The organism is Leisingera sp. CC-HEC096 (genome assembly GCF_059429235.1).
The window spans coordinates 2,501,068-2,524,200 of sequence record NZ_JCAIJS010000001.1 but is presented as its reverse complement, the minus strand read 5'-3'; the positions used below and the strand labels follow the sequence as shown (position 1 = coordinate 2,524,200).

Annotated in this window: 21 protein-coding genes and 1 tRNA gene; 12 read left to right on the top strand and 10 right to left on the bottom strand. The window is 61.4% G+C overall.

Features of this window, described 5'->3' with window-relative positions:
• Positions 1-104 precede the first annotated feature (104 nt).
• The 6 genes from AC5STI_RS12180 (at position 105) to AC5STI_RS12155 (ending at position 3,419) form a co-directional block, all read left to right on the top strand.
• Positions 105-983 carry a carbon-nitrogen hydrolase family protein gene (locus tag AC5STI_RS12180; RefSeq protein WP_495446834.1) on the top strand — a complete coding sequence of 293 codons (879 nt, stop codon included), beginning with the start codon at positions 105-107 and terminating at the stop codon, positions 981-983.
• 83 nt (positions 984-1,066) lie between these two features.
• A complete protein-coding gene (gene infA / locus AC5STI_RS12175; RefSeq protein ID WP_005620785.1) occupies positions 1,067-1,285 on the top strand; it encodes a translation initiation factor IF-1 in 219 nt (72 codons plus the stop codon).
• Positions 1,286-1,462: 177 nt separating this feature from the next.
• A complete protein-coding gene (locus tag AC5STI_RS12170; RefSeq protein ID WP_475047810.1) occupies positions 1,463-2,044 on the top strand; it encodes a Maf family protein in 582 nt (193 codons plus the stop codon).
• Positions 2,041-3,063: a ribonuclease E/G gene (locus AC5STI_RS12165; protein WP_495446833.1), complete on the top strand. Its 1,023-nt coding sequence runs from the start codon at positions 2,041-2,043 to the stop codon at positions 3,061-3,063. The genes AC5STI_RS12170 and AC5STI_RS12165 overlap by 4 nt, the downstream gene beginning before the upstream one ends.
• Positions 3,060-3,263 carry a DNA gyrase inhibitor YacG gene (locus AC5STI_RS12160; RefSeq protein WP_475047804.1) on the top strand — a complete coding sequence of 68 codons (204 nt, stop codon included), beginning with the start codon at positions 3,060-3,062 and terminating at the stop codon, positions 3,261-3,263. The genes AC5STI_RS12165 and AC5STI_RS12160 overlap by 4 nt, the downstream gene beginning before the upstream one ends.
• Before the next feature lie 81 nt (positions 3,264-3,344).
• Positions 3,345-3,419: transfer RNA gene (locus tag AC5STI_RS12155), tRNA-Phe, on the top strand.
• A gap of 614 nt (positions 3,420-4,033) precedes the next feature.
• Here AC5STI_RS12155 and AC5STI_RS12150 read toward each other — a convergent pair.
• From AC5STI_RS12150 to AC5STI_RS12115, 8 genes are all read right to left on the bottom strand, one after another.
• Positions 4,034-4,414, bottom strand: a complete 381-nt coding sequence (locus tag AC5STI_RS12150) for a DMT family transporter (protein ID WP_495446832.1) — start codon at positions 4,412-4,414, stop codon at positions 4,034-4,036.
• A gap of 47 nt (positions 4,415-4,461) precedes the next feature.
• Positions 4,462-4,782, bottom strand: a complete 321-nt coding sequence (locus tag AC5STI_RS12145; protein ID WP_475047777.1) for a DMT family transporter — start codon at positions 4,780-4,782, stop codon at positions 4,462-4,464.
• 211 nt (positions 4,783-4,993) lie between these two features.
• Positions 4,994-5,413 (bottom strand): MarR family winged helix-turn-helix transcriptional regulator, encoded by a 420-nt coding sequence (locus AC5STI_RS12140; protein ID WP_475047774.1) that lies wholly within the window; start codon positions 5,411-5,413, stop codon positions 4,994-4,996.
• Positions 5,414-5,519: 106 nt separating this feature from the next.
• Positions 5,520-6,053 carry an aspartate racemase/maleate isomerase family protein gene (locus AC5STI_RS12135; protein WP_495446830.1) on the bottom strand — a complete coding sequence of 178 codons (534 nt, stop codon included), beginning with the start codon at positions 6,051-6,053 and terminating at the stop codon, positions 5,520-5,522.
• 240 nt (positions 6,054-6,293) lie between these two features.
• The gene (locus AC5STI_RS12130) at positions 6,294-7,286 is read right to left on the bottom strand and encodes a GlxA family transcriptional regulator (protein WP_495446829.1); all 993 of its coding nucleotides are present in this window, start codon (positions 7,284-7,286) and stop codon (positions 6,294-6,296) included.
• A 4-nt stretch (positions 7,287-7,290) separates the two neighbouring features.
• The gene (locus tag AC5STI_RS12125; protein WP_495446828.1) at positions 7,291-9,255 is read right to left on the bottom strand and encodes an ABC transporter permease; all 1,965 of its coding nucleotides are present in this window, start codon (positions 9,253-9,255) and stop codon (positions 7,291-7,293) included.
• The gene (locus tag AC5STI_RS12120) at positions 9,252-10,283 is read right to left on the bottom strand and encodes a quaternary amine ABC transporter ATP-binding protein (protein WP_490399949.1); all 1,032 of its coding nucleotides are present in this window, start codon (positions 10,281-10,283) and stop codon (positions 9,252-9,254) included. Before AC5STI_RS12120 ends, AC5STI_RS12125 begins: the two co-directional genes overlap by 4 nt.
• A gap of 70 nt (positions 10,284-10,353) precedes the next feature.
• The gene (locus AC5STI_RS12115; protein ID WP_495446827.1) at positions 10,354-11,301 is read right to left on the bottom strand and encodes an ABC transporter substrate-binding protein; all 948 of its coding nucleotides are present in this window, start codon (positions 11,299-11,301) and stop codon (positions 10,354-10,356) included.
• Between the two features lie 190 nt (positions 11,302-11,491).
• On the opposite strand from AC5STI_RS12115, the gene AC5STI_RS12110 reads away from it, so the two are divergent.
• The gene (locus AC5STI_RS12110; protein WP_495446826.1) at positions 11,492-12,184 is read left to right on the top strand and encodes a response regulator; all 693 of its coding nucleotides are present in this window, start codon (positions 11,492-11,494) and stop codon (positions 12,182-12,184) included.
• Here the strand turns inward: AC5STI_RS12110 and torS are convergent.
• A complete protein-coding gene (torS, locus tag AC5STI_RS12105) occupies positions 12,165-15,062 on the bottom strand; it encodes a TMAO reductase system sensor histidine kinase/response regulator TorS (RefSeq protein ID WP_495446825.1) in 2,898 nt (965 codons plus the stop codon). The two genes, AC5STI_RS12110 and torS, sit on opposite strands and share 20 nt — an antisense overlap.
• Positions 15,063-15,184: 122 nt before the next feature.
• Between torS and torT the strand changes: the two genes are divergently transcribed.
• The 5 genes from torT to AC5STI_RS12080 all read left to right on the top strand — a co-directional run bounded on the left by torT (position 15,185) and on the right by AC5STI_RS12080 (position 21,271).
• Positions 15,185-16,237: a TMAO reductase system periplasmic protein TorT gene (gene torT / locus AC5STI_RS12100; RefSeq protein WP_495446823.1), complete on the top strand. Its 1,053-nt coding sequence runs from the start codon at positions 15,185-15,187 to the stop codon at positions 16,235-16,237.
• A 144-nt stretch (positions 16,238-16,381) separates the two neighbouring features.
• Positions 16,382-17,587, top strand: a complete 1,206-nt coding sequence (locus tag AC5STI_RS12095; RefSeq protein WP_495446822.1) for a YcaO-like family protein — start codon at positions 16,382-16,384, stop codon at positions 17,585-17,587.
• Entirely contained in the window at positions 17,584-18,930 is a 1,347-nt protein-coding gene (locus AC5STI_RS12090) for a TfuA-like protein (RefSeq protein ID WP_495446821.1), read from the top strand. Before AC5STI_RS12095 ends, AC5STI_RS12090 begins: the two co-directional genes overlap by 4 nt.
• 41 nt (positions 18,931-18,971) lie before the next feature.
• Positions 18,972-20,270, top strand: coding sequence for a gluzincin family metallopeptidase (locus AC5STI_RS12085; RefSeq protein ID WP_495446820.1), 1,299 nt, complete (start codon positions 18,972-18,974; stop codon positions 20,268-20,270).
• Positions 20,271-20,464: 194 nt separating this feature from the next.
• Positions 20,465-21,271: a hypothetical protein gene (locus AC5STI_RS12080; protein ID WP_495446819.1), complete on the top strand. Its 807-nt coding sequence runs from the start codon at positions 20,465-20,467 to the stop codon at positions 21,269-21,271.
• An 88-nt stretch (positions 21,272-21,359) separates the two neighbouring features.
• Here AC5STI_RS12080 and AC5STI_RS12075 read toward each other — a convergent pair whose 3' ends face one another.
• Complete coding sequence (locus AC5STI_RS12075) at positions 21,360-23,129, bottom strand: adenylate/guanylate cyclase domain-containing protein (protein WP_495446818.1); 1,770 nt, start codon at positions 23,127-23,129, stop codon at positions 21,360-21,362.
• Positions 23,130-23,133: the final 4 nt, after the last annotated feature.

Here is a 23,133-nt window from a genome sequence, read left to right as displayed (position 1 = left end):
GAGGGGTGCACAGGGGGTGCACGGATGCCCCCCCCTCGTTTCCGGCGGCCGCGGAGGGCAACCGGAGGTATCTGTGAGCCGCATTTGAACAAGGGGAATACAGGATGAAAATCGCCACCGCCGCCTATCCGCTCGACTGGCTCGACAGCTGGGCGCAGTATGAAGACAAGCTGGCCGCCTGGGTGGCGGAAGCTGCCGGCAACGGGGCAGAGCTGCTGGTGTTCCCGGAATACGGCGCGATGGAGCTGACCACCCTGGACGGGGCGGCAGTGGCCGGGGATCTGGCGCAGTCGATCCATTCGGTTTCCGAAAAAATGGAGGATGCGGCGGCATTGCACCTGAAGCTGGCCGCCGAATACGGGGTGCATATTCTGGGAGCATCCGCACCAGTGAACAGCGGTCTGGAGCAGCCGGTGAACCGGGCGGAGTTCTACACGCCCGGCGGCGGCCGCGATCACCAGGATAAGCAGATCATGACCCGGTTCGAGCGCGACCCCTGGGGCATCACCGGGGGCGGGCCGCTCAAGATCTTCGAGACCAGCTTGGGCAGAATCGGTGTGCTGATCTGCTATGACAGCGAGTTCCCGCTGCTGGGCCGCGCCCTGGCGGAGGCGGATGTGATTCTTGTCCCCTCTTGCACCGAGGCGCTGGCCGGCTACTGGCGGGTGCGCATCGGCGCGATGTCGCGGGCACTGGAAAACCAGTGCGTCACGGCCATGGCCTCCATTGTGGGCAACAATGCATGGTCCGAAGCGGTGGACACGAACACCGGCATGGGCGGCATTTTCGGCCCGCCGGACAAGGGCTTCCCCGGAACCGGTGTGCTAGCCGAAGGTGTGCTGAACCAGCCAGGCTGGACCTATGGCGAGGCTGATCTGGACACAATTGCCCATGTGCGTGCCGATGGCGGGGTGCTGAACCGCCTTCATTGGGAGGAGCAAATGCCGCGGGTGAAATCGGTCACAAAAGCCGTGTTATCCTGATTGAGGCCTTGAAATATTGGGAAAATGCCCCCATTTAAGCGCACGTCCCGCAGTTTGCGGGTAAACCCAATGATGGAGACAACATGGCCAAGGAAGATACGCTCGAATTTCCCGGTGTCGTGAAGGAACTCCTGCCTAACGCGACGTTTCGGGTCGAGCTGGAAAACGGCCATGAAATCATCGCTCATACGGCAGGCAAGATGCGCAAGAACCGCATCCGTGTTCTGGCTGGCGACCGGGTCCAGGTGGAAATGACACCTTACGACCTCACCAAGGGCCGGATCAACTATCGCTTTAAGTAAGCTGTTGATCTGCCAAGACAAACAAAGCCCGGCATCGCGCCGGGCTTTTGTTTTTCTGCGGCTTTGCAGCCGCTGCCTCCGGCGGGAGTATTTTCCGAAAGATGAAGAGGCGGGGGCGGCTTCCACAGGCTGGGAAAAGCCATTAAGACGGCTTGAACGGAAAGAGAGGGCCAAGGCATGGCATTCATTCTGGGATCGGGCAGTCCGCGGCGGCTGCAGCTTTTGGCGCAGCTTGGGGTGCATCCCGACGCAGTGCGGCCGCCGGAAACCGACGAGACGCCGCGCAAAGGCGAGCTGCCGCGGGATTATTGCACCCGGGTGACGCGGGAAAAAACCCAGGCTGTCCCCGCGGGGACAGACGATATTGTTCTGTGTGCCGACACCACAGTTGCTCTGGGCCGCCGCATCCTCGGCAAGCCGCGCGACGCGGGCGAGGCGGCGGAGTTCCTGCTGGCCCTGTCCGGCCGCCGCCACCGGGTGATTACGGCAGTTGCCGTGCGCCGCGGCGACCGCATATGGGAGAAGGATGTGGTGAGCCAGGTGAAAATGAAAAACCTGTCGGACGAGGAACTGAATGCCTACCTCGCCACGGGCGATTGGGAGGGCAAGGCCGGCGCCTATGCCATCCAGGGGCCCGCTGGGGCGTTCATTCCATGGATCAGCGGCTCCTTCACCGGAATTGTCGGGCTGCCGCTGTCCGAAACTGCCAATCTTTTGCGCGCCGCCGGGCTGCCGCTGTATCAGGAGGCCGCCGCATGAAGGGCCGCACCATCATCCTCGACCACATCCAGGGTCGTGAAGCCGCCGCGCTGATGGCCGACGGTAAATTGGAAGATTTCCTGATCGAAAGCGATGCGCCGGCGCCCGGCACCATCTACCGCGCCCGCGCCGACCGGCCGGTAAAGGGGCAGGGCGGCATGTTCCTGACCACGCCTGACGGCCCGGCCTTTTTGCGCCAGGTTAAGGGGCTGGCGCCAGGGCAGATGATCCTGGTTCAGGTCTCCGGTTATGCCGAGCCGGGCAAGGCTATCCCGGTGACCCAGAAGCTCTTGTTCAAAAGCCGCTACGCCATTGTGACACCAGAGGCGCCGGGGCTGAACATTTCCCGCAGCATCCGTGACGAGGACGAGCGCGACCGGCTGCTGGAGATTGCGCATGAAGAGATGGGAGAGTCAGGTTACGGTCTGATTCTGCGCTCTGCCTGCGCCGGTGCGGACAGTGAGGAGATCGCCGAGGATGTGGCGGCGATGGCGGCCTTGGCGGCGCAGGTGATGCAGGACGAAGGCGGCGAAGCCGAGGTCCTGGCCGAAGGCGACGGCCCGCATTTGCTGGCCTGGCGCGACTGGGTGGAGCCTGCGGATGTGGAACGCGATCCCGGCGGGTTCGAGCGCCTGGGGGTGCTGGATGCGCTGGACACAGCCCAAGGTATCCGCGAACCGCTGCCTGGCGGCGGGTTTCTGTTCATCGAACCGACCCGCGCCCTGGTTGCTGTGGATGTGAACACCGGTTCCGACACCTCGCTGGCGGCAGGTATCAAAGCCAATATGTCCGCGGCCAAAGCCCTGCCGCGCGCCTTGCGTGTTCGCGGGCTGGGCGGGCAGATTGTGCTGGACCTTGCACCGATGCCGAAAAAGGACCGGCGCGGGTTCGAGAGCGCGCTGAGGGCCGCCTTCCGTGCCGATTCCGAGGAGACGGTTCTGGCGGGCTGGACCAACCTCGGCCATTACGAGCTGCAGCGCAAGCGCGGCCGCATTGCGCTGCGGGAGGTTTTGAAATGAGTTGTCCGATCTGCGGCGGGGACCCGCAAAAGAGTTACCGGCCTTTTTGTTCTAAGCGCTGCGCGGATATTGACCTCGGCAAGTGGTTGAACGGCTCTTATGCAGTGCCCAGCCAGGACCCGGAAGACATTGAAAACGCTTTGGAAGAAGCAGAGCTTTCGCTGGCTGAGAAAGAAAAACAGCCTCAGACCCGCCATTAGTGATTTTCTTGAAAAAACCCTCTGGACACCGCCGCGCCCAGAGCATAGAAGGCCCCCACCCAAGGCGAACAGCCTTCCCGTGCCCGGGTAGCTCAGGGGTAGAGCAGTGGATTGAAAATCCTCGTGTCGGTGGTTCGATTCCGCCCCCGGGCACCACTTCCCAAGCCTAAGCCATTGTGCCGCATCAGCTTTGGCAACGAGCAAGGCGAGGCGTAGTACATTTTGAAGTACAAGTCCTCCCAGCATTTCTGCGTGAAAAAGGGCATCTATGGCTTAAATCGACGAGTCCCGGCAGATCTTCGGAAGCATTATCCAACTGCCAGAACCTCCTACTGGTAGAGAACCAGATTATACCCGGAAGCCGCAGCGAGCGCGGCCAGTACAGGCTTAAAGCTGGATGAGTAACGATACGCCTGCGGACCCAGGGCGCCGAACTCCCCGGCAAGCACCCTCTCCGTCATGGGCTTTCCCGGCTGCTCCAGCGGCTGCAGGAGGGCCGGGTGCCGCCGAAGATCCCTTAACGCTAAGGTGGGGGGGGGGCGAGTGCCCCCCACCCGTAGTGAAAGCGGTTGAGGCCCCGCCCCGGGGTTTGCTGCGGAGTTTTTCAGCCGGCCTCTGGCACCTGCATCCTGAAAGGGCCGCATCGGGTCTCTGACCAACCTTGACGGAATACCAGGCTGCGGCGGGTGGTGGGTGCATAGACCTGCGGCTGCTGCAGGGCTGCAGAAGCCAATGCACAGTGTCGCCACACCACGGGCGGGGGCACAGCTCTAATTGAGCTTCGGACTGTCCGCCAGTTTCAGCCAAATCACTCCGGCGATAATGACTGCCAGCCAGATGGATTGCGCGAGGGTCAACGGCTGGTCCAGCAGCACGGCACCCAGAACGGCCGCTCCGATCGACCCGATGCCGGCCCAGACGGCGTATCCAATGCCTACGTCGATAGACTTGAGCGCGACGCTGAGGAAATAGAGGGTCAGCAAGAAAAACACGATGGCCGAGGCAGACCAGGTCAGGACGGTGAAGGCCTGGCTGCCGCCGACGCTCAGGGCGTAGCCGACTTCGAAGGCACCAGCCAGAAGCAGAGCACCCCAAGCGCCCTTGCTGCCGGCCTCTGATGGAGAAATCGCAGAAGTTTGTGTGTCAGTCATTGTGTATTCCTTTCTGTCTGAATCAGGGAATTGGGAAGCGGATTGGGTCAGGCCGCTCCGCTCATCCGCAAGCCGACGACGCCGCCGATGACGATCAGGATGCCGATGCCTTTGGAAAAGCTCAGGCGCTGGTTAAAAAACATCGCGCCAAGCGCCACGATCCCGACCCCGGCGAGCGCGGTCCACATCGAGTAGCCGACGCCGACGTCAAAGGTCAGCAGGGCGAGGCTGAGGAAGATGGTCGCAATCACACCGCTGAGAAGCGTGATCGTGGTCCATTTGACGTTCTTGAAGCCCTCCGATTTCCCGGCCGCGATGGCCACGGAAATTTCGAAAGCAACTGCGATCATCAGGTAAATCCAGTGCATTACTGTTCCTTTCAGGTTGAACTCGTTCTTGCGAGGCACGGGAAATTTTGATGGGCCCTCCGCGAACGGAAGGTTTAATTATTTACTTGCACATGCAACATAGTGAGGGGGTATCGCGTCTGTCAATTAACTTATTTGTGCATGCACCTATTTTGGTTGAGTGGCTTCTCAGGTTGTGCGCCGGCGGAGGCAGCCCTCCGCCCAGGTTTCTTCAAACCTCTGTCAGGGCGCAAAGCGCGCGGGCAGAGTCGCGCGCTTTCTTTTGTTCAAAGGTTTTCTTCAGAACGCGCGCCAGGCAGTCTTGGAAAACCGGGGCGGCCTCCTCGATGTATTTCTTGCCTTGCTCGTTCAAGACGCAGTACTTGCCCCGCTTGTCGCTGGGGCAGCTGTCCCGGAACACAAACCCCCTTTTCTCCAAACGCTCGACCACACGCGTGGTCGAGCTCTGGGTCAGCATCAGGGTTTCCGCCAGTTCCTGCATGCGCAGTTCCAGGTCGGGCTGTTCTGAAAGATGTTTGAGGGTCCGGAACTCGCTGAGGCCCAGGTCGCTGGATCTGCGCAGCTCTTCCGTCAGCTGGTTTTCGATTCCGTAGAACAAGGCAGAAATCTGATCCCAAACATCTAGCTTCATTGCGTGGCTCCTTGGTCCTGCAAGTGGTGCGCAGTACACGTTTGCTTTTGCAAACAACGATATGGCTTCTGCGCGCCACTTGCCAGACTTTGAAGTCACATGGATGTTACATTGTTGGAAAAAGCGTCCCATATCCTTCTATGGAGGGCTGAACATGGGCTGCTTGCAGGGCGCCCCAGAACAAAACCTGGTTTGCGGTTATCATTTTCATACCCAACTGGCTTTCGACGGCATCAATGACGCCAATGGCCCGCTGACCGTTGCTGCCCACAAAAACCGCGTCCGCGCCGGAAGGTGCGACTGTTGTCTTGATCCAATCGTAGAGCGCAGGCGGGGACACGTACTTCTGACCGCTTTTCATCCCGCAAGGCGCGTGGTGAACCACATCTAAGCCCGCAGCCTCGAAGTAGCGGGCGCCGAGCGCATAAAGATCTTCGTCAAACCAGGCCGGGTTGACGATCGGCAGCCGTTCAACGCCAAGGCTGCGCAGAGCAGTTTCGGCAGCGAGGCAAGTGGTGACAGCCGGAATCCCCCGCAGACGGGGGCGCAGACCCTCCACCAGTGCGCGTTCACCTTCCGGGCCGTGCTTGTAGGCGGAACCTGTAAATGCCAGACCTAATGCTGATAAAAAAGCCGTCAACAGCGGGCTGCGTCAGAAATGCCTTCGTGTATCACGGTTGCTGCCCATGGATGACGACCGCATACGGATCAACGATTGGAAAGCCCGCTGCGACGAAATCAGACGGCATTCTTCGCCCGGAAACAGGATGCCAAGGGTATTTGCGGGCCAATTGAAAGAAGCCCGAGCGGTCGCATGAAGCCGGCCCGGAAAAGGGGAGCTCCACTTAGCGGAAGAAGCCCCCTTCAAACAGTTCAGGCTTTAGGAGGCAAAGCACTGCTTGCGGTCCTGAACAGGTGTGGCGCCGTAGAATTTGCGGTAGTGCAGGGTTAAGGTTGAGGAGCTGGCATATCCGACCGCGTGGGCGATTTCGGAGACAGAATCCCACGAATAGAGCACCATCTGCCGGGCGGCTTTCAGGCGCTGGCGCCGGTAGTACTCTCCGGGGCTGAGGCCGGTGGCGGCGCGGAAGCTGCGCTCAAGCTGGCGCGGGGAAATCCCGGCTAATCGCGCTGCATCCCTTATGCTGACAGGTGTCTCGAAGTTTTCTGAGAATATTGACATCACCTGCTTCACGGCGGGCGGCATTTGGTCAACTGTCCGGTCGCTTTGCAGAACCGGGATCTTTTGCCGCGTGCTGCCGTTGCGGATGACGGGATGCTGGAACAGGCAAGCGACCTCATTCATGGCATCTGCACCGAGGGCGCTGCCGATCAGGTCCAGCGACAGGTCGAACATGGCGCTGGCGCCGGAGACCGTGTGGACATTGCTGTCGCGCACGATCAGCCGGTCCAGGCCGGTGCAATCGGGAAAGGCCGCCTGAAAGGCGCTGCGGTAGCACCAGTGCACGGCGCAGCGCCGCCCGGTCAGAAGGCCGCTGCGGGCCAGCGGGAAGATGCCGCCGGAAACCGCGCCCATGGCAACCCCGTGACGGGCCAGGTAGCGGAGCCGCCCAGGGCCTGAGACCGGGTCTTCGAATTCCGCTTCGGGGCCTGACAGGATGAACAGGCAATCTAGCCCCTCGGCTTCTGCAAGGCTGGAATCTGCTGGAAAAAGGACCCCGGCAGAAGCCGCTGCATCCGCGCCGGTTTCCGTCACCAGGGACCAGGAAAAAACCTGGTGCCCGGCGATTTCATTGGCGGCACGCAGCGGCTCCATTGCCGAGGTCAGGCAGGCCATGGGAAAGCCTGGAAACAGCAGGAAGCCTATGCGGGTGTGGGGCGCAGGGCCGAAGTCGTTTGTATGGATGGTCACGGTCTTACTCCAGTCCCAGCGCGTCTTTCCTGGACTTGGCCCAAGTGGTGACAAGGTGGTCCACCATCAGCCCCATGAAGGCGACGGCGAGACCCAGAACCAGCCCCTTTCCCACATCGGTGGAGGACAGGGCGCGCTGCATCTCCTGGCCCAGGTCCTGGGTGCCGATGAAGGCGGCGATGATTACCATGAACAGAGAGAACATGACCGATTGGTTCACGCCGACCATAATGGTGGGCAGGGCCATTGGCAGGCGGACCTTCCACAAGGTCTGCAACCGTGTGGCGCCGGACATGTCGGCGGCCTCGATCAGGGTTTCCGGCACCTGGCGCAGCCCTTCGATGGTGTATCGCACCAGCGGCACTGCGGCGAAAAGGACAACCGCGCCGATTACCGCCACGTCGTTCACGCCGAACAGCATGACCACCGGGATAAGGTAGATGAAGCTGGGGAAGGTCTGCAGCGTGTCGCAAATCAGCAGGGCAAGGGCGGCGCGCTTTTCGTGGAACGATCCCCAGATGCCCAGCGGGAAGCCGATCACGGCGGCAATCGAGACGGCAACCACGACGGTATAGACCGTGATCATTGCGCGGTCCCACCAGCCGGACATGGCGATGAGGCCAAAGAAGGCGAGGCACACCAGGGCCGAGCGCAAACCGCCGATGGCCCAGCCGGCCGCGGCCAGCAGTGCGAGCACCGCGGCATAGGGCATCCACAGAAAGGCATCGCGGATAGGGATCAGCACCCAGGTGATCAGGAACCAGCGCAGCCATTGGGTGACCGGGTCGATCAGCACGATGAACCAGTCTGCAACTGCGTCAATCGGTTTGGAGATGGTGAAGGCGTCGCGGCGACCGATCTGGTCCATCAGCGGGATGAACTGTGCCAGCACGAGGCAGGCCAGTGACAGGCCGAAGCCCAACAGAAGGAACTTGTTGCGGACGGCAAAGGAGGTTCCCTTCTCGAAATGTTCGGGCTGTTTGGTGGCCCAGGCCTTGGTGCAGCGGTCGAGCATGACGGCCAGCAGAACGATGGTGATGCCGATCTCGACTGAGCGGCCGATCTTCAGCGCTTGCAGCAACTGCAGCAGTTTTTGGCCGAGGCCCGGCATGCCGATGAAGCTGGCCAGAACCACCATGGCAAGGCATTGCATGATCACCTGGTTCACACCCACCAGGATCTCGGTCCGGGCTGTTGGGATGCGCACGTGGCGCAGCAGCTGCCAGCGGGTGGAGCCGCACATATGGCCGCTTTCGATCACTTCATGCGGGACCTTGCGCAGGCCCAGCAGGGTCATACGGATCATCGGCGGCACTGAGAAGATGATGGTGACAATCGCGCCTGCCTTGGGGCCGACGCCGATGAAGACCACGACCGGGATCATATAGGCGAAATGCGGCAGGCTTTGCGCAATGTTCAGAATCGGATTCAGGATCCGTTCAAAGGTTTTGGAACGCCAGGCGAAGATGCCCATGACGAGGCCGAAGAGGATAGAGAAGGGGGCGGCGACGACGATAACCGAGAGGGTCTCCATCGCCCATTTCCACTGCCCCATAACAGCGATCCAGACAAAGGTGCCGCCGGTCAGAAGCGACAGCCGCCAGCCTTGCAGGGCATAGCCGATGACAAAGCCTATGCTGGCGATCACAGTCCACGGAATGGGGCCGATGCGCGGCCAGCGGTTTTTGCCATAGAGCAGATTGGCGGTCACATCGAGCAGCCATTCGACACCATCGGCAAAGGCACGTGTCAGGTAGAGGAGGCCTAGATCGTCGCGAAGAAATGCGAAAAGCGCATTGATCCAGTCGGCAAAGGGCAGCACCAGCCATTCTGGCGGCCGCACAAGCCCGGCGGGCAGCACAGAGTTGCCAGCGGCCAGCAGGCAAGCCGCGGCGAAGATCGCCCAGCCGGTCTTCGCCCGTGTCCAACCGTGGTTTCTATCGGAAAGTATCATCGCCTGGTCCGTCATGATGCCTCTCCCAGCAGCACGTCGAGCGCCTCCTGGCGGCTCATGGCGCCGACCAGGCTGCCGGCGCTGTTGGCAACAGGCAGAAAGTCGCGGTTGTCATTGATCAGCAGGCGGGCCAGTTCGGAGATGGTTTGTTTTTCTCCGATCGCCGTTCCGGTCAGGCTGTGGCCGTTCACCTCGCGGGCCAGCACGCCGGCGTGGACAACGCGGGCCTTCTCGATTTCTTCAGTGAATTTGGCGACATATTCAGTGGCCGGGTTCAGCACAATCTGGTCGGGAGTGTCGCATTGCTCGACCACGCCGTCCTTCATGATTGCGATGCGGTCGGCGAGGCGAAGGGCTTCGTCAAAGTCGTGGGTGATGAAGACGATGGTCTTGCCCAGCATTTCCTGCAGGCGGAGGAATTCGTCCTGCATTTCGCGGCGGATCAGCGGGTCCAGGGCGGAAAAGGGTTCGTCCAGAAACCAGATATCGGGTTCGATCGCCAGGCTTCGCGCGATACCGACGCGCTGCTGCTGGCCACCGGACAGTTCCCGCGGGAAATAATCCTCGCGGCCCGAGAGGCCGACCAGCTCAATGACTTCCAGCGCGCGGGCGCGGCGCTCGTGGCGGTCCTGGCCGCGCATTTCCAGCGGGAAGGCAACATTGTCCAGCACGGTGCGGTGGGGCAGCAGGCCGAAGCTTTGGAACACCATGCCCATCTTGTTACGGCGCAGATCAATCAGCTCTTTCTCGGACATTTCGCCGATGTTCTGGCCTTCGACCCGGACCTCGCCGCCGGTGATATCAATGAGGCGGGACAGGCAGCGGACAAAGGTCGATTTGCCGGAGCCTGACAGCCCCATGATCACCAGCATCTCACCCTTGGCAATGTCCAGCGACACGTCCCGGACCGCCGCGATGTAGCCGGCCTGGCGGATTTCATCAAAGTCCGGGTTGCCGGTCAGCGATTTCAAATACTGTTCCGGATTGGCGCCAAACAGCTTCCAGACGTTCTTGCAGGAAATGACGGGGGTGGCGGCGGTCATGGCTTAACTTTCTTTAGCAAAGACACCGGGGCAGCGAACCGCCCCGGCTGGTTGGCGGAAGGTGCGGAAATCAGGAACCGGTCCAGGGTTTCCAGAGATCCTCGTTGGCCTCCAGCCATTCGGCGGCTGCGTCCTCGGGTTCCATCTCGTCAATGTCGACCAGCTTGGCCATCTCGGCGATCTGCGGGTTAGTGAAGCTGATCTGGGTCAGGGTTTCGTATGCCGCCGGCCACTTGTCCTTCATGCCGTCCCAGGCCGCTTTCTTCAGGTAGCCGTTCGCCGGGTTGCCGCAGTCATAGGTGGCGTCGGGGTTCGGGCCGACAGCGGGGTCCTTGTCACAGCCTTCGACCCATTGGGGGAACTCAACAAACTCACCCGGCCAGACGGCCTCGGCAAAGTTCGGGGTCCAGTTGAAGATCACCACCGGCCTTTTGGTCTTCTCCGCCGCGGCCACTTCGGCCCAGAGTGCGGAAGCTGAGCCCGCATTCACCACGGTAAAATTCATGTCCAGAGCTTCTACCCGCTCTGCATCATGCTTGAGCCAGTCGACGGGACCGCCCAGGAAGCGGCCCTTGTCGCCGGTCTCAGGCGTGGCAAAAACGGCAGCGCATTTGTTCAGTGCTTGCCAGTCCGGCAGGCCGGGGCAGGCTTCCTTGGTCCAGGCCGGATACCACCAATCCTCGCGGGTGACGGCGTTGTGGTCGCCTGCGTCATGCAGGCCGCCCTTGGCCAGCGCCTCGTTGAAGGACTTGCCAAAAGCGCCTTCCCAAACCTCCAGCTCCAGCGTCACATCGCCCAGGCGCACGGACTCATAGACCGCCTGGCTGTCGGTCGAGACATATTCGACATTGTTGCCCATTGATTCGAAAATCTGGCCGACAACGTGGCTCATCACGATCTGGCTTGACCAGTTGTGGACGGGAATAATGATCGGGTCTGAGGAGTCTTCCGCCAGTGCCATCGGGGCTGCCATGGTCATGGCCGCTGCAGTGGCCAAAAGGTATTGCCGGTAGTTCATGTGTGTCTCCCTGTTGTCGCAGCCCGGGTCCTGATGGCCTGAGCCTTTTTGCGGTGTGAAAGCCTGGCTTTCGGGAGGGGAGGCTAGGCAGCGGATGTGAACAGGTCAGCCCGATGGAATGAACAGACTGGCTTGTTTTGTTAAAATTTGTTAACCGATAGGAAAGTTTCGCAGGGGGGGCACCGCGTTCATGGCGCATATTCTGATCATCGAGGACGAGCCGGTCACCCGGGCCACTCTCGCCAGTTATCTAGATGCGCAAGGGTATGAAGTTTCGCAGGCCGAAACTGCAGAAGACTCGGAGAAAATTCTGGAGGAGCAGGAGGTTGATCTGCTGCTGGTCGACATCAACCTGCCGGGAAAGGATGGGTTGCAGATCACGCGTGAGCAGCGTGCAAAGTCAGAGATCGGGATCATTCTGGTAACCGGCCGGGATGATGAGATCGACCGAATTGTCGGGCTGGAGCTTGGTGCGGATGATTATGTCTGTAAGCCTTTCAACCGGCGTGAGCTGCTGGCGCGGATCAAGAACCTGCTGCGGCGGACTGAGGACATCCGCCGCCTGTCCCGGCGGATCTACAAATTCGGCAAGTTCCAGTTCGACGTGGCGGCCCGGCATTTGCAGACCGTTGACGGTAACAGCATCCCGCTGACCCGGGCCGAGTTCGAAGTGCTGGATATGCTGGTCAGCCGTGCGGGAGAGGTAGCCTCGCGCGATGCGCTGATGAGCCGGGTCACCCACCGGCAGTACGGCGGCAACCCCCGTACCGTGGATGTGCTGATCCGGCGTCTGCGCGGCAAGCTGGAGGAGGATCCGGGCAACCCGCGGGTCATCACCACCGTTCACGGCGAGGGTTATGTCTTCACGGCGCCTTTGAGCTGACGTCTTCGCAATCGCGCAGTATCGTTGCCAGCGCGTTCAAGAGCCGCGGCGCCAGGCGGTTCAGCGCGTCCAGCTGAACCCTTGCTCCGGACAGATTTCCATTGGAAGCCTGTTTCTCGAGTTCAGACAGCAGCGCCGCCAGTTCCTGCTGGCCGAATGTACCGGCAGCCCCCTTGGCGCGGTGCGCGTCTCTTGCCAGGGCCGCAAAGTCCTTGGCTTTCAGCGCGTCGCTCATGCGGGTCAGGCTGTGCGGCAGCTCGCGCTCGAACATCCGCGCGATGTCCAGGGCCTGCGCCGCGCCTAGGTCCTGCATGTTTTCCTGCATCTTCCGCCGCAGGCTGGCGTGGCGGTCCATTTGGTCCGGGTCCGTGTGCCGCGCAGACAGATAAATCGCGCCATCGCGGCCCTGCATAACGCTTTCCATCGCCCTGGCCAGGCGTTCTGGCGAGACTGGTTTGGCGACAAATCCGTTCATGCCAGCCTGCAGGTGGGTTTCGATCTGTTCCTCTTGAACATGCGCTGAGATCCCGACGACCGGCAGCTTGGCAAGCCGCGGATCCGGCAGCGAACGCAAGCGGCGGGTGGCCTCAGTACCGCTGATCCCAGGCAAGTTCACATCCATCAGCACGAGGTCGAACCGGGAGCCCGGCAGCAGTTCCAGCGCCTCCTCCGCACTGCCAACGCAATGGCACCGGTGGCCCATGCGCTCCAAATAGCCTTGGGCGACCATCTGGTTGATCTCATTGTCTTCCACGACCAGCACGGACAAAGCGGTTTCCGCCCGCGCCACCGGGGATCGCGGCTCCTCTGGTGAGAGGTCAGCCGGATTGCCGGGCTCCATCTCAAGGGAAAGCGTGAACACCGAGCCTACGCCTTTGGTGCTTTCCAGCGACAACCGGGCACCTATGGCGTCGGCAAAATGCCTGCTGATCGCCAGCCCCAATCCGGTGCCGCCGAATTTGCGGGCGGTGTCGGTGTCTTCCTGCTCGAAGGCCTCGAAAACCCTGCGCTTGGCCTCGTCTGAGATACCCCGGCCGGTGTCGCTGACTTCAAACGTCACCCGGTGCCGTCCGTCGGTCTCCCCATTGGACCTGACGCGCAGGATCACCTCGCCTTCATCGGTGAATTTCAGTGCGTTGGACAGGAGGTTAAACAGAATCTGCCGCAGCTTGGCGGCGTCGCCCTGTACAACGTCGGCCCCTCCCTCCGGTGCGTCAAGCCACAGGTGGACGCCCTTGGCATCGGCACCGGGCCGCAACAAAACCACGATGTCAGTCACCAGTTCGCGCAGCGAAAAGGTTGTAATCTCGGGCTTTAGAGCACCGCTTTCAATTTTTGAATAGTCCAGGATGTCGTTCAGGATCTTCAGCAGGTTCTGGCCGGAAGTCAGCGCTGCCCGCAGCCGCTCCATCTGCCGGGGCGGCAGGCCATCGTCCGACAGGCTGCGCAGCATCCCCAGCACGCCATTCATCGGGGTGCGGATTTCGTGGCTCATCATGGCAAGGAATTCGGATTTCGCCTGATCAGCAGCTTCAGCCTTCTGCCGCGCCTCGTCGTGGGCTTCGACCTCCTCCTGCAGCCGTTCAGTTTGCTCATTCACCAGGTTCTGCAGGTTGTTGCGGTGCTCCCTAAGCTCTTGTTCGTTGCGGTCCCGCATCCGTTCCAGTTCCAGCTTTTCGATGGCTTGCTGGCGGAAGACTTCGACGGCCCCCTCCATGCGGGCGATCTCATCCTTGCCCCTAGGCCGCACCGGATGGTCCAGCTGACCGCGCATCAGTGCTGCCATAGTGCCGGAGAGCCGGTTGAGGCGGCGGGTGATGCTGCCGCGCACATAGAACCACAGAACCGCCAGCGACAGCACAAAGCCGGCAGCCGCAGCGAAGCCGTTGCGCAGTTGCGCCTGCTGCACGTCCAATGCGGCGTCATGGCCGGACCGGATTGCCCGGGCCTGCGCCTGATCTGCCACGGAGGCGGCTTCGTCGCCAAGACGCAGCGCGGTGTTCTGCAGTTCCTGCTTGAGGGCGGTTATGCGGTTTTCGGTGGCGAGGATCCGGTCACGCAGCACAAAGAGACCTGCATCAGGGTCCGGGACACTCTGCAACTGCGCAGCGTAGCTTTCGGCCTGCTGGCGCCGCCCAGGGTCGCGAATGGCTTTGACCCGGCGCGAGACGATCCGCAGGCGGCTGATAAGCGAAGCTTCGATTTCCCCCAGCTCGATTTCGTTGCCAGCGTCTTCAATCCGGTTGATCAGCAGCCCGATTTCCGCTGTCTGCGACCTCAGCTCGAACATCAGGCCCAGTTGGAACAGGTCAACCTCAATCAGCTTGTCAAGAGTGTCCGTGCGGGCTTGTTCCTCTATTGGAGATGCACCGGGGCCGTAAAGGCTCGAGATCACCGCGGTGGTACCCATCTCGGCATTGGCCACCAGAGTATCCGCCATGCTCAGAAGACTGCTTGCAGCCGTCAGGTTGCGTTCGGCGAGCTGTTTGAATTCCTTGCGCAACGAAATACGGTCCTCAACCAGGCCGTCGAGAAGGGCGAGCACGCGGGCCGCATCCGTCACAGTCGCCCGCAGCCGCGCCGACCCCACTCCCCCAGCCTGCTCCAGCGCGTCAAGCCGGCGGGTCAGGGCGTCTACCTGGTCCGCGAGAAAGCGGGCACGGTTCTTCCGTTCGGATTGAGAAGTTACGGCGGCCAGTTCGGGGGCAATCGCGATGATGCGGGTGCTCTCTTCGGCCATGCCGCGCACCTCTGCTATGGCGGGAATTGTCTGGCTGATCACCTCTGCCTGGCGGCGTGCAAGTGTTCTAAGCTCGATCAGGCCAAGGATGCCGGCAAGGGCCGGAAGACCCGCAATGACTATGAATGCGAGGCTCAATTTACCGCCGAGACCGAGCTTTCCTAACATTCCTGAACTGTCGCGCGCATTTGAGTGCGGCGCAATTTTGAATTTCCCTTTTTCCTAGCTCTGCCTATCTTCGGCGGCAGGAAGGGGAATTCATGCGCGCAGTCTGGTCGTTTTTACTTGCGGTGTTTTGCACGCCCGCCGCGGCGGAAACCTGGCGCCTGCAAGTCCCCCGAATCCCATTTGACTACGAAAGCGGATATGCCGCGGCCGATTACCAGCCATTGGAAACGGCCTCTCGGGCGTGGCGGTTGTGCGTCGCCTATCCGCATCTTAAGGATGCTTACTGGCTCAGCGTCAATTACGGCATGGTGGCTGAGGCGGCCCGGCTGGGAGTCTCCTTCCAGCTGGTCGAGGCCGGCGGCTATCCCAATATGCAGCGGCAGATCCGTCAGGTGGAAGACTGCGTGGCCGCAGGGGCGGACGCGCTGATCCTTGGCACGGTGTCCTACGGCGGGCTCACCAGCACGGTCGAGCGGATATCAGAGGCGGTGCCGGTGATTGCTGCGGTGAATGACATTGCCGATACGGGGATCACCGCCAAGGTGGGGGTGTCCTGGACGGAAATGGGGGCCGTGGCAGGGCGGGTCATCGCCGCGCGGCACCCCAAGGGCGGGGCGCCTGTGAAAGTCGCTTGGTTTCCGGGGCCCGAAAACGCGGGCTGGGTGAAATTTGTGGAACAGGGGTTTCGCACGGCGCTGCAGGATAGTTCGGCAGTGGTTGCGGTGACGAAATACGGAGATACAGGCCGGGAAATTCAGGTGCGGCTGGTTGAGGAGGCGCTGGATGAGGCCGAGGGCATCGATTACATCGCCGGTTCTGCACCGGCAGCCCAGGCCGCTGTCTCGGTCCTGCGTGCACGGGGGTTGCAAGGCAGGGTGCAGGTGGTTTCGGATTACATGACCCACGCTGTTTACCGGGGTGTGCTGCGCGAGCGTATCATAGCGGCACCGACGGATTTTCCCGTGCTGCAAGGGCGGCTGGCGGTCGAAATGGCGGTGCGGGCGATTGAGGGAACGCTGCGTGTGAAACATGCAGGGCCTGAGATCATGGTTTTCGATCAGAGGACGATCGGGGCTGATCTGCTGGAGCAGTCCTTGGCCCCTGCAAGCTTTGTGCCGGTTTTTGATTTTCGGCCGCCGCAGTGACTTCGCTGTGAGGCGCCAAGCGGCTGGAAGTGCGGTTTTGTTGACCAGCAGCGCGTGATCCCGCATCCTTGGGCAAAGCGTGCCGGCTGCCGGGTTGCCGCCGGCAGATCATCCGTGGCGGTCATGAAAAAAGAGGCCTGCCCCATGCCGAAGGCGCAGCAGAAAGGATATGTGCTGGACACTCACCGGCTGTGCGATCCGGCGCAGACGCTGGAAGCCGTCAAGCCGCACCTGGCCGGGATGGGCATCACTCGTATCGCAAATCTGACTGGCCTGGACCGGGTTGGCCTGCCAACGGTTATGGTGGCCAGGCCTAACTCCCGCTCTGTCGCGGTGGCGCTGGGCAAGGGTCTGACGCTGGAGGCGGCGCAGGCCTCTGGTGTGATGGAGGCGGTTGAAACCTGGCACGCCGAGCGGATCACGCGGCCGCTGCGGGTGGCGAGTTACGCTGACCTGCAGCAGGAGGCCCTGGTCGCTGATGCGGAGCGCCTGCCGCGGGTGACGGGCGGCAGTTTTGATCCCTATGGCCCGATGTTGTGGGTGGAGGGCACAGACCTAGTCTCAGGGCAGCCGCATTGGCTGCCCTTTGAAATGGTGGACACCGACTACACCGCGCGGCCTTGCGGCGGGCAGGGGGCCTTTCCGCGCACGACTAACGGGCTTGCCTCAGGTAACAGCGTAGCGGAGGCCACGTGCCACGCCGTCTGCGAATTGATCGAGCGGGATGCGATCACTTTATGGCATCACGCGCCGCCCGGCCCTCGGATCAACCATGCCGCAATCGGGGACCCGCGCTGCCGCGAAGCGCTTGAGCGGTTTGAGAAAGCAGGTTTGCAGGCAGGCATCTGGGACATCACTTCTGACATTGGCGTTCCAGCGTTTCACTGCATGATCTGCGAGGACAGCGCCCGGCCCGGGCACATCGGGATAGGCAGCGGCTGCCACCCGGACCGGGGCATTGCCCTGCTGCGGGCGCTGACGGAGGCGGCGCAGACGCGGCTGACCTATATCTCCGGTGCCCGCGATGACCTGGAGCCGGAGGAATTTATGCCGCAGGCGTCCGCCGAACGCACGCAATATGTCCGCCGGCTGCTGGACCAGACAGTGCCAACTGCCCGTTTTGAGGAGTGCCCGGACTTTTCGTCACCATCCTTTCAGGAAGACTTGTCCTGGCTTCTGGGCAGGTTGGCCGGAGCCGGTATTCGGCAGGCTCTGACAGTTGATCTGTCTCGTCCAGGCTTGGGTGTCGCGGTGGTACGTGCTGTGATCCCGGGGCTGGAGGCACCGCATGACGATCCTGATTTTGTACCGGGACCGAGGGCGCTCGCAGCCTCGGAGGCCGGGCTATGACGGCAGTGGTTTTTGCCGGCCCGACCATAGGGGCAGAAGAGGTGGGGGCATATCTCGAGGCAACGGTCCTGCCTCCGGCCGGCCAAGGCGACATTTACAGGGCTGCCCGGCAAGGGGCCAAGGCCATTGGCCTGATAGACGGTTATTTCCAAGGTGTGCCCTCTGTCTGGCACAAAGAAATTCTTTGGGCGATGGAGCAGGGGATCGCTGTCTTCGGCAGTGCCAGCATGGGGGCGCTGAGAGCGGCTGAGCTGTCCGCTTTCGGCATGGTGGGTGTCGGCCGGATTTATGAGGCCTACGCCGTTGGCGCGATAATTGACGATGATGAGGTCGCGGTGCTGCACAGCCCTGCGGAGCTGGGTTTTGCCCCGCTGAGTGAGCCGATGGTCTCCATCCGGGCCACGGTTGCGCGGGCCGGGAACGAAGGGGTGCTGGGCGCGGATCAGGCGGCGGCCTTGCTGGGTGCCGCAAAGGCACGGTTTTACCAGCACCGGGTCTGGGATCAGATTCTGGCGGATTTCGAGGGAGAGGCCTGGTGCGATGGGTTCAAGGTCTGGCTAAAGTCCGGGCGGGTGGATGCCAAGCGGGACGATGCGCGCGAGATGCTGGTGCGCATGGCGGCGTACTTGGAAGAAGGGGGCGATCCCGGCCAAGCGCCGCCTCAAAAGGTTGAGCGCACGCTTGCCTGGCAAACCCTGACCCGGCGTGTCGAAGCGGAAGCGCAGCGTTTGCAGGCGGAAGACTGGCAGGTTTTGGATGAACTGCGGCTGGAACCCGACCGCTATGAGGACTTCCGCGCCCGCGCCCTGCTCCGCCAATTGGCCCTGCAGGACGCCAGACAGAACGGCCGCACGGTAAAGCGGGAAACACTGACTGCGCAGATGGCAGCGCATCGCGAGGCGCTGGGCTTATACAGCAGCAAAAGCCTGCGCAAGTGGCTGGACGACAATGGACTGACCGCGTCGGCTTATGAAGATTGGCTGGGGGAAGCAGCCCTTGCCGGGAGCGTGGCGGACAGCCTGAACGGTAAGCTGGCCTCGCATCTCTTGGCAGAATTGCGGTGGGCAAGCGTCTACGCAGGATTGAAAATGCGGGCGCGGTCAAAGGAGCAGTATCTGGAGACGCAGGAGCCGCTGCCCGGCCCCTTGAGCGATGCAGAGCGTTTGCAGCTGACGGCTTGGTATTTTGAGACGCTGTTGCAGGGGGACGTTCCGGACAAGCTCGGCGAATACGTGGAATCAATTGGCTGCCGCAGCCGGGATGAATTCTTTGAGCTGATCCGGCGCGAATTCATGTATCATCAGAAGTGCAAAACACGGCCAGCGGCAGAAGGCCGGAAGTAGGCAGGGCAAAGGACAAGGCCTCCGCAGGATGGGAGGACCGCATGCACGACCCTTTGGAATTTGTGGAGGAAGCGCCGGGAACGCGTTTTCTGCTGTTTCCGCAGTCGCCTTTCCGGATGTCCGAACCGCAGCTGGAGCTGGTCGAAATATCCGCGCCTCCTGGCTCGCTTGGGCCGGGACCGTCGGGTCCGCGGATGTACGTGGTCAACCCGGCAGGCAAGACCATTCCTTTTGGTGCTATCGTCCCGGGGCCTTACGGGCCCGGCATGTATCTGCCGCCTTGGCATGGCGAGGTGCATCCGCCGCCGGAACCGGATGAAGACGGGCACTTTATCCATATCTCGCCATCGGACCCCGGTTTCGAGGCAGCGCACCTGTTTGCCTCCGCCCATTTCACCCTGGATGTGTGGGAGGAATACTTTGGGCATCCGATCCCCTGGCATTTCGCGCGCGACTATGACCGGCTGGAATTGTCCCTGCTGCCGAGTCTGGACAACGCCCATATCGGCTGGGGCTTTCTGGAAACCGGCGGCACTAGCGAGCATGGAGGCGAGTACCGCGCCTACAGCTTGAATTTTGACGTCGTCGCGCATGAGGTCGGCCATGCCATCATCTATAGCGTTGTTGGGATGCCGGTATCTGAGGACGTGCCGGGAGAGTATTACGGGTTCCACGAATCTGCGGCGGACATGGTGGCGCTGATCGCCTCGCTTCATTTTGGTTCGGTGGTCGAGGAGCTGCTGGAGAACACCCGGGGCAATCTATACACCTTCAATCAGTTGAACCGCTTTGCGGAGCTTGCCGGAAATGAGCAAATCCGGATGGCAGCAAATACCAGAACATTGCAGGAATTCGCGCGCGGCTGGAGCAGCGAGCATGCGCTTTCGGAGCCGCTGACCGGTGCAATGTTTGATATCCTGGTCGATATCTTTCATGAGCGTCTACTGGTGCATCGGCTGATCACGCCTGAAATGGAGGATCTGTCCGACCATCTGGAGGAGTCGCCCTATTACAGCGATGTCATGCAGGCGCTGTTTGACGAGAGCTATGCGGCTGATCCTGAAGGATTTCGTATCGCGCTGCTGGAGTCGCGTGACTTTCTGGGCGCCTACCTGGCGGCGGCCTGGAGCATGCTGGATGCGGAAACCCTCACCTATGCGGCGGTGGGGGAGGCGCTGCTTGCAGTTGACCGTGCAACAACCGGCGGCGCATTTCAAACGATCATTGAAGGCAACTTCAGGATGCGCGGTGTCGGGCTGTTCGAGGCCGGGCCGCGTGTCTCAGAAGGGGATGAGGACAGCCACGCGCATTCGGTGCGGACACGGGTGCCGGACGAATGATTTCCTATTGTCTGTAATTTCTATCGTTTTTGTGCTACTTTCATCCGCAGGGGGACTTTTCCGAAAAATGGGGTTAGCGCTGATTGCGCCCGTGGAAACGCGAATAGGTCTTCTGGTGTTGTTCCATAGCCACGGGAGTGTGTACGGTGGCCGAGTCTTTACTGAGTTTTTCCGAAGTGCTGTTATTTGGACGTTTGATCGACGACATCAAGATTGTTCCCAAATTTGCGGGGGCCATTGTTGGCACGGTCAAAAATGAGCAGAACTTGAGAGGTACGGCAGTCAACGGTGAAACACTCGTGCCGGGTGACAAGGTTCTGGTGATGGCTCAGACCAACAAGGGGCAAAACGGCCTCTACAAAGTTGGAGCGGGAGAGAACAACCCATGGGAAGGTCAGCAGCAATTCCCTGTAGGCGCTATTGTCGAAATTGCCCACGGCCCGCGTCAAGGGTTGTGGAGACAAGTCGGCAATTTCAGTGCCGGAGAGCAGGAGTTTTCCCGGGCCGGAAAACGGCAGAAAAAGGGCCGCGGCCGTAATAACTTGCTGGCTGATCAACTGAGTGAAGATGCCAATCTCGCGCGTATTTACGGATTCTCTTACGAGGGCACGTATTTTGAGCTGCCAGAACCAGTGATCTTCCTGGTGCATGGCGACGGCGAAAGTGCGACAGACAGTAACAAACCCGGGGATCAGGCTGCCCGTGCGCCACTTGATCCTTCCAAGACCGGCGTTGCCTCAGCTGAATACCAGATCGCAAACGATATCCGGGTGTGGGACTATGATAAGGCCGATTACACAATCCGGATGGATGTTATGACCGGTATGCTGGAACAGGTTCTGCTGGATGTCTACTTTGGCGGCGGTGGTCCTGACATAAGCGGTGCCAAGGTGAGCGGCGCCAAGGTCAGCGGTGCAAAGGTGAGCGGAGCTAAAGTCAGCGGTGCGAAGGTCAGTGGTGCCAAGGTAAGCGGTGCCAAGGCCCGCGGTTCCGGCGACTGATTCCGTGTTCGGTAAATGTTTGCACGCTAAAGAGCGTAGGGTCTCCGCGCCGCGGGCGCGAACTTGACCGCCGGTCGGGTCAACGGGGTCAGAACCCTGCCTTCTTCAACCCTTCGACAAAGTGCTGGGTGTCTTCTTCCAGCCGGTCAGGCTGCACCTTGGCCCAGCGTTCCAGCGAAAAGTTGGGATGCGCTTCGCGGTGCCGGTCTGCCATGCTGCGGGCCTGTTCCATCTGGCCCAGCTGCGCATAGCTGGCGGCAAGCATACGCTGGCCCTCTGTCGGGTTGTTCATCTTCGTCAGCGTGCCGATCACCGCATCATATTCCTTGAGATTGTAATAGGCCCCGCCCAGGTGCCAAAGGTACTGGTCCGGAAAATAGGGGTTTAGCCGCATGGCCTGCTGCAGGTTTCCGATTGCGGCTTCGTTATCGCCGGAATGGGCCAGCGCATCAGCATAGTCCGACAGGAGGTCCGCATCGTTGGGGTTCAGCGCCAGAGCACGGCGGTAGGCGCCGAGCGCGGCATCGTGCTCCTTCCGGTATAAATGCACAAAACCAAGCTCGCCAAAGCCGCGGGCGTCGGTCGGATCCAGCTCCACGGCCCGTTGCGCATAAGACAACGCCGTATCCAGCGCGTGCTCGGCATCCTTGGCCCAGGAGTAGCGCCAGTCGATATTCATGGTCCGGGAGATCGCGGCAGAGGCCCGGGCATAGTCCTGGTCGCGGGCGAGGGCGCGCTCATAAAGGGTCTGCGCTTCGTGGTTGTCCTGCCTTGTGTAGCGGAAGATATACTGCTGCCCGCGCAGGACATACCCGTATGCGGCAAGGTCGGCGGGTGCCGTCTGCGCCATACGCTTGCGTTCCTGCGCCTCAATCAGAACGGCCGTAGAAGCCACGATAGCGTCAGTTACCTCGTCCTGGATGGCAAAGATGTCATCAATATTTCGGTCGTACCGCTCCCCCCAGATGGTGCGGCCGGTCTCCGCGTCGATCAGCTCAATGGCAATCCGGACCCGCGCGGCGGCTCTCCGGACGCTGCCGCGCGCGACGTAGCGCACCCCCAGTTCCCGCGCGGCATCCTGAGGCGGCATGGTGCTGGCTTTGAAAAAGAAGGCGGAGTTGCGGGCAATGACAAAAAGGTTTTTGAACTTTGACAGGTTGAGGATGATGTCCTCGGTCAGCCCGTCGGCAAACCAGCTGTCGGACGGCTCGCCGCCCAGGCTGGCAAATGGCAGCACGGCGACCGAAGGGATCCCAGGCGGCGGCCGGTGCGCGGGCCGTGTTTCCGGCCGCCGGGTTGCCGCCATCGTTGCGCCTGCGACTTCGCTGCGGACACAATAGGCCGCGACAGGCTCGGTGATGTTCTTGAGCTGCTGCGGGCCGAGGAACTCGAAGCCAAAGCGCAGCCGGTTGCGGATCTGCTCGTAGACGGACGCACTGACAAAAACCCGGCCCGGTTCGGCGATCTCCTGCAGCCGGGCGGCAATGTTGACGTTGTCGCCATGGATACCTCGGTCATCGACCAGAATTTCGCCCATATGCACACCGGCGCGAAACCGGAGGTGCTGATCGTCCGGCCGTGCACGGTTGTTTTTCTCGGCAATACGGTGCAGCTCGACGCCAAACTCCACAGCATGCGTGGCTGTCTCAAACAGCGCCAGAACCCCATCGCCGCGGACCGCCACCACTTGCCCCTCATGTGCCTGGCAAGCCGCTTCCAGCTGTTCCAAGAGGGATTTCAGGGCACTGTAGGTATCGATTTCGTCATTGCCCATAAGCCGGGCATAGCCGACGACATCGGCAAACAGCACCGCACCAAGCTGGCGGCGGACTCTTGTTGTCTTTTTTTGGCCGCTCACAAGC

Bases quoted from the DNA above. Each gene is read 5' to 3' on its own strand.
- AC5STI_RS12115 (WP_495446827.1), bottom strand. From the start codon at position 11,301: ATGAACTACCGGCAATACCTTTTGGCCACTGCAGCGGCCATGACCATG.
- AC5STI_RS12160 (WP_475047804.1), top strand. From the start codon at position 3,060: ATGAGTTGTCCGATCTGCGGCGGGGACCCGCAAAAGAGTTACCGGCCT.
- AC5STI_RS12085 (WP_495446820.1), top strand. From the start codon at position 18,972: ATGCACGACCCTTTGGAATTTGTGGAGGAAGCGCCGGGAACGCGTTTT.
- AC5STI_RS12090 (WP_495446821.1), top strand. From the start codon at position 17,584: ATGACGGCAGTGGTTTTTGCCGGCCCGACCATAGGGGCAGAAGAGGTG.
- AC5STI_RS12170 (WP_475047810.1), top strand. From the start codon at position 1,463: ATGGCATTCATTCTGGGATCGGGCAGTCCGCGGCGGCTGCAGCTTTTG.
- AC5STI_RS12110 (WP_495446826.1), top strand. From the start codon at position 11,492: ATGGCGCATATTCTGATCATCGAGGACGAGCCGGTCACCCGGGCCACT.
- AC5STI_RS12165 (WP_495446833.1), top strand. From the start codon at position 2,041: ATGAAGGGCCGCACCATCATCCTCGACCACATCCAGGGTCGTGAAGCC.
- infA (WP_005620785.1), top strand. From the start codon at position 1,067: ATGGCCAAGGAAGATACGCTCGAATTTCCCGGTGTCGTGAAGGAACTC.
- AC5STI_RS12150 (WP_495446832.1), bottom strand. From the start codon at position 4,414: ATGACTGACACACAAACTTCTGCGATTTCTCCATCAGAGGCCGGCAGC.
- AC5STI_RS12180 (WP_495446834.1), top strand. From the start codon at position 105: ATGAAAATCGCCACCGCCGCCTATCCGCTCGACTGGCTCGACAGCTGG.
- AC5STI_RS12145 (WP_475047777.1), bottom strand. From the start codon at position 4,782: ATGCACTGGATTTACCTGATGATCGCAGTTGCTTTCGAAATTTCCGTG.
- torT (WP_495446823.1), top strand. From the start codon at position 15,185: ATGCGCGCAGTCTGGTCGTTTTTACTTGCGGTGTTTTGCACGCCCGCC.
- AC5STI_RS12095 (WP_495446822.1), top strand. From the start codon at position 16,382: ATGCCGAAGGCGCAGCAGAAAGGATATGTGCTGGACACTCACCGGCTG.
- AC5STI_RS12140 (WP_475047774.1), bottom strand. From the start codon at position 5,413: ATGAAGCTAGATGTTTGGGATCAGATTTCTGCCTTGTTCTACGGAATC.
- AC5STI_RS12120 (WP_490399949.1), bottom strand. From the start codon at position 10,283: ATGACCGCCGCCACCCCCGTCATTTCCTGCAAGAACGTCTGGAAGCTG.
- AC5STI_RS12125 (WP_495446828.1), bottom strand. From the start codon at position 9,255: ATGACGGACCAGGCGATGATACTTTCCGATAGAAACCACGGTTGGACA.